Raw genomic sequence first — 4,598 nt, 5'->3', positions numbered from 1 at the left:
AGGCAGGACCCGACGATCCCCTTTTCACAGGGGTGGGGAGCCCCGGCGCGTGGGATGCATCACAATCCCGCGTACCGGGGCTTCGCTATGGCATCCTTTTGGGATGGCCACGTTCAAGCAGTCGGATAAACTCCACAACGTCCTCTACGACATCCGGGGCCCGCTGCTGGAAGAGGCGATGCGCATGGAGGCCCAGGGCCACCGCATCCTCAAACTCAATATCGGCAACCCGGCCCCGTTCGGCTTCGAAGCCCCCGACGCCATCCTCGTCGACATGATCCGGAACCTTCCCAGGTCCCAGGGGTACAGCGATTCCCGCGGGATCTTCTCGGCGCGGACCGCCGTCGTACAGTATTACCAAAGCCGCGGCATCAACTCGATCGACGTCGACGACGTCTATCTCGGCAACGGCGTCAGCGAGCTCATCACGCTCTCGCTCCAGGCGCTCCTCAACAACGGTGACGAGATCCTCGTGCCCACTCCTGACTATCCCCTGTGGACAGCGTCGGCGAGCCTTGCCGGGGGAACCGCCGTGCACTACCTCTGCGACGAGGAGGACCACTGGTATCCCGACCTCGAGGACATGGCGGAGAAGATCACTCCCCGCACCAAGGGGATCGTCCTCATCAATCCCAACAATCCCACCGGGGCGGTCTACCCCCGCCCGATCCTCGAGGGGGTGGTCAAGCTCGCGCGGGAGCACGGGCTGATCATCTTCGCCGACGAGATCTACGAGAAGATCCTCTACGACGACGCCGTGCACATCAACGCCGCGTCCGTCTGCGGGGACGATGTCCTGTGCCTGACGTTCAGCGGCCTCTCCAAGGCCTACCGCATCGCGGGGTTCCGCAGCGGATGGATGGCCATCTCGGGGCCGAAGCACGACGCCGCTGACTACATCGAGGGCATCAACCTCCTTGCCAACATGCGGTTGTGCGCCAATGTGCCTGCGCAGCATGCCATCCAGACCGCGCTGGGCGGCCATCAGAGCATCAACGACCTCATTCTCCCCGGTGGGCGCCTCAAGCAGCAGCGGGACACGGCGGCCCGGCTGCTCAACGCGATCGACGGCGTGAGCTGCGAGATCGCCCAGGGCGCCCTGTACCTGTTTCCCAGGCTGGACCCCGAAGTGTACCCGATCAAGGACGACGAGAAGTTCGCGCTCGATCTCCTCAAGCAGCAGAAGATCCTCGTGTCCCACGGCAGCGCCTTCAACTGGATCGCGACCGACCACTTCCGGATGGTGACCCTGCCGAGCGTCGAGGTGATCGAGGACGCCATCGGGCGGCTGGCCGAATTCCTGGCCTCCTACAAACCCTGACGCCCAGCACGTCCGGCAGGGGCGGCCCGCCTCCGCCGGCCCGAACACACCAGGAGGATCCATGGCGCACCGACAGGCATTCGAGGCAGATCCCCGCACGCTCCTGCTAGCGAATCCCGACTTCCGGCTGGACGCCATCGACCCGCGGTCCACCCCGGGGTTTCGGCACGGCAAGGCAGCCGGAAAGGCTGCGTTGTCCGCGGGCTCGGGCGTGTTGTCGGTCCTCCAGGAGAAACTGTTCGCCGAAAGCCGCCAGGGCAGCGAAATCTCCCTCCTGGTGATCCTCCAGGCAATGGATACGGCAGGGAAGGGCGGCATCGTCCGCCACGTCGTGGGCGCTGTCGATCCGCAGGGCGTCCACCACCACGCGTTCAAGGCTCCCACCGCCGCCGAGAAACGGCACGATTTCCTCTGGCGCATCGAGAAGCAGCTCCCGGGACCGGGCATGATCGGGGTGTTCGACCGGTCGCACTACGAGGATGTGCTGGTGCACAAGGTGCGCGGTCTGTCGGCGATGAGCGAGATCGAGCGGCGGTACGACGCAATTTCCGCTTTCGAAGCCGAAGCAGTGGCCGCCGGGACCCGAATCGTGAAGGTGATGCTCCACATCAGCAAGAAGGAACAGAAGCAGCGCCTCGCTGAGCGGTTGGACCGCAGGGACAAATTCTGGAAGTACGCACCACAGGACATCGAGGAGCGCGCACTGTGGAGCGAGTACCAGGCCGCCTACGAGACAGCCATTGAACGGACGACGACGCCGGACGCCCCCTGGTACGTGGTGCCGGCCGACCGTAAATGGTATGCGCGGCTCGCTGTCCAGCAGCTGCTCATCAAGGCCCTCGAGGACATGCAGCTCAGCTGGCCCCCGGCCCACTTCGATGTGAAGGCCGAGAAGAAGCGACTCGCGGCGTCCTGAACCTCCGGGGACGGCGACCTGCCGGCCCCGGATCGGTGCCGGAAGGGTCGGCTGCCCCGCCCGATTGTGGCGTCGTCAGCCGTCGTTCTCGGCCCTGCTTCGTGCTGCTGCGAGCCGTTTCTTGGCGCCTTCGAGCCAGGACTCACAGTGGTCGGCGAGCGCCTCGCCCCGCTCCCACAGGGTGAGCGACTGCTCGAGGCTGACGCCGCCGGCTTCGAGCTGGGTGACGACGGACAGCAGTTCTTCGCGGGCCTGCTCGTAGGAGAGGGCCGAGACCTCACCTCCGGCAGGGGCGGGTGCGTTCTGGCTCATTTTCGGATCTTCCTTCGCTGGTGGTTCGGTGCGCTGCGTCGCGCTGCGCCGGACTAGGTCAAGTATTCGTTCGATTGATCGTCGTCACCCATGGTGACTTCGGCGGAGAATGCGCCGACGGCGACCCGCACCTGGACCTGGTCGCCCGGCTCGACCGAGGCGGCCTCGCGCACCACGCTGCCGTCGTGGAGCTGGACCACCGCATAACCGCGGTCGAGGGTTTTCTGCGGCGAGAGCGCCCGCACCTGGGCACGCAGGTGGCGGATGCCGTCCGCCTGACGGCTCACGGCGGCGGCAGCGGACCGGTGTGCACGCTCCCTGAGCCGTTCGACGTCGGCCTCCCGCACGTCGATCATCCCCTCGGGCCTGGCAAGGGAGGGCCGTGACCGAAGCTGGGAAAGGCGCTCCGTCTCCCGGCCCACGAGCGTGCTCACCGCCCGCTCCAGGGTCGACCGGGCCTGGCGGATGCGCTGGAGTTCCTCGACGACATCGGGGACCACGCGCTTCGCCGCATCGGTAGGGGTGGACGCCCGGAGATCGGCCACTTCATCCAGCAGCGGGCGGTCAGCCTCGTGGCCGATGGCGCTCACCACGGGTGTGGTCGCCGCTGCCACCGCACGCACCAGTTCCTCGCTGCTGAAGGGCAGGAGGTCCTCAAGGGTCCCGCCGCCACGGGCGATGATGATGACGTCCACCTCCTCCATCGCGTCGAGTTCGGCGAGGGCCGCCGAGACCTGGGACACACAGTTCCCCCCCTGCACCGCCACCTCCCGGACCTCGAACTCCACGGCAGGCCACCGGCGTGAGGCGTTCTGCAGGACGTCCTTCATGGCGTCGGAACCGCGGCCGGTGATCAGGCCGATGCGGTGGGGTAAGAGCGGCAACACCCGTTTGCGCTGGGGAGAGAAGAGCCCTTCCCCGGCGAGGAGCTGGCGGAGCCGTTCAATCCTCGCGAGCAGGTCGCCGAGACCGACGGGCCGAATATCGCGGGTCTGCATGGACAGCCGGCCGGTCTTGACCCAGAAATCCGGTTTCAGCTGTGCCACCACCCGCGACCCGCGCTCCAGCGGCATCGAGAGGCGGTCGAGCACTGTGGAGAAGACCGTCAGTGACAGCGACACCTCGGCGTTCACATCACGCAGCGTGAGAAAGCACATGTTCGAGCGCCGGTTGAGTTCGATGACCTGGCCCTCGATCCATGCCGCGGGGGCACGTTCGATATGGGCCTTCAGCTTCTCGGAGAGTACGTGCAGGGGCCACGGCGATTCGGCGGACGTTTCCGCGGCCGTCGCGGGCAGGGTGGATGCCCGGCTTCCGGCGGGCGCAACGATTCCGTCCGGCCCGGCGGGGGACCGGGAGGAGCTGGGCGTGGAGGAAGGGGACAGGCGGATGCCTCCGTCGGCCGGGTTCTCACTCGTCATCGGCGGCTCCTCCTTCCTTGGTCGCGGTGGTCCATCATCGATTGTGACAGCGCGTCACCGAATCCATGTCTATCAGTTCGGACCGACGATCCTGCGTGTCGGTTCGCTATGTGCGGAACGCTCCTGGGAGCTTCGGTGGGGGCATGCCGCAGATCGGACAGGCATAATCGTAGGTTCAGCCGCTTCCCCGATCCAAGGACTGCATGCGTACCCTTGCCTCAGCCTTCTTCGCCCTGTTTGCACTAGCACTGACCGCCGCCTCCCTTTCGGCAGTGTGGGTCGAGAAGAACCTCGTCCAGGAGCAGGGTTTCGTGGCGCTCGCCGCACCGCTCGGCGAGAACCCGCAGTTCCAGGCCGCTCTGACGGATTCGCTGGCGGCCGAGGTGGTGGGAAGCGCGGGCCTGCCGGAGCAGGTCGCCGGTTTCGTCGAGCCGGTCATTGCGGACGCTGCGTCGTCGGTCACCGGGTCGGCGAGCTACCCGGCGGCTTGGGATGAAACGCTGCGCCTTTCCCATGCCATCACCTTTGCCGGAGCGCCGGAGAGCCCCGGCGAGCGGGTCCCCGCAGCACTCTCCCTCGACCTCGGCCCTGTAGCGCGGCTCGTCGCCGATACCGCGGGCTCGAGCCT

General features: G+C 66.8%; 4 protein-coding genes and 1 pseudogene. 3 read left to right on the top strand and 2 right to left on the bottom strand.

Translation table 11 applies throughout. From position 1 onward, the window contains the following. Positions 1–103 precede the first annotated feature (103 nt). Positions 104–1,321 carry a pyridoxal phosphate-dependent aminotransferase gene (locus Y705_RS22105; protein ID WP_026531755.1) on the top strand — a complete coding sequence of 406 codons (1,218 nt, stop codon included), beginning with the start codon at positions 104–106 and terminating at the stop codon, positions 1,319–1,321. 61 nt (positions 1,322–1,382) lie between these two features. Then, entirely contained in the window at positions 1,383–2,237 is an 855-nt protein-coding gene (locus Y705_RS0102775) for a PPK2 family polyphosphate kinase (protein ID WP_026531754.1), read from the top strand. A gap of 75 nt (positions 2,238–2,312) precedes the next feature. Here the strand turns inward: Y705_RS0102775 and Y705_RS0102770 are convergent, their stop codons facing one another. Both Y705_RS0102770 and xseA read right to left on the bottom strand, forming a co-directional pair. Then, the gene (locus Y705_RS0102770; protein ID WP_026531753.1) at positions 2,313–2,549 is read right to left on the bottom strand and encodes an exodeoxyribonuclease VII small subunit; all 237 of its coding nucleotides are present in this window, start codon (positions 2,547–2,549) and stop codon (positions 2,313–2,315) included. 53 nt (positions 2,550–2,602) lie between these two features. Further along, the gene (gene xseA / locus Y705_RS16865) at positions 2,603–3,970 is read right to left on the bottom strand and encodes an exodeoxyribonuclease VII large subunit (protein WP_081737722.1); all 1,368 of its coding nucleotides are present in this window, start codon (positions 3,968–3,970) and stop codon (positions 2,603–2,605) included. A 203-nt stretch (positions 3,971–4,173) separates the two neighbouring features. On the opposite strand from xseA, the pseudogene Y705_RS22100 reads away from it, so the two are divergent. Beyond that, a pseudogene (locus tag Y705_RS22100) lies at positions 4,174–4,598 on the top strand (hypothetical protein); the annotation flags it as partial.

This window comes from Arthrobacter sp. H41 (assembly GCF_000520535.1).
Classification (GTDB): domain Bacteria; phylum Actinomycetota; class Actinomycetes; order Actinomycetales; family Micrococcaceae; genus Arthrobacter_D.
Note: the sequence above shows the minus strand (reverse complement) of the source record. Positions and strands in the feature narration are given on the sequence as shown.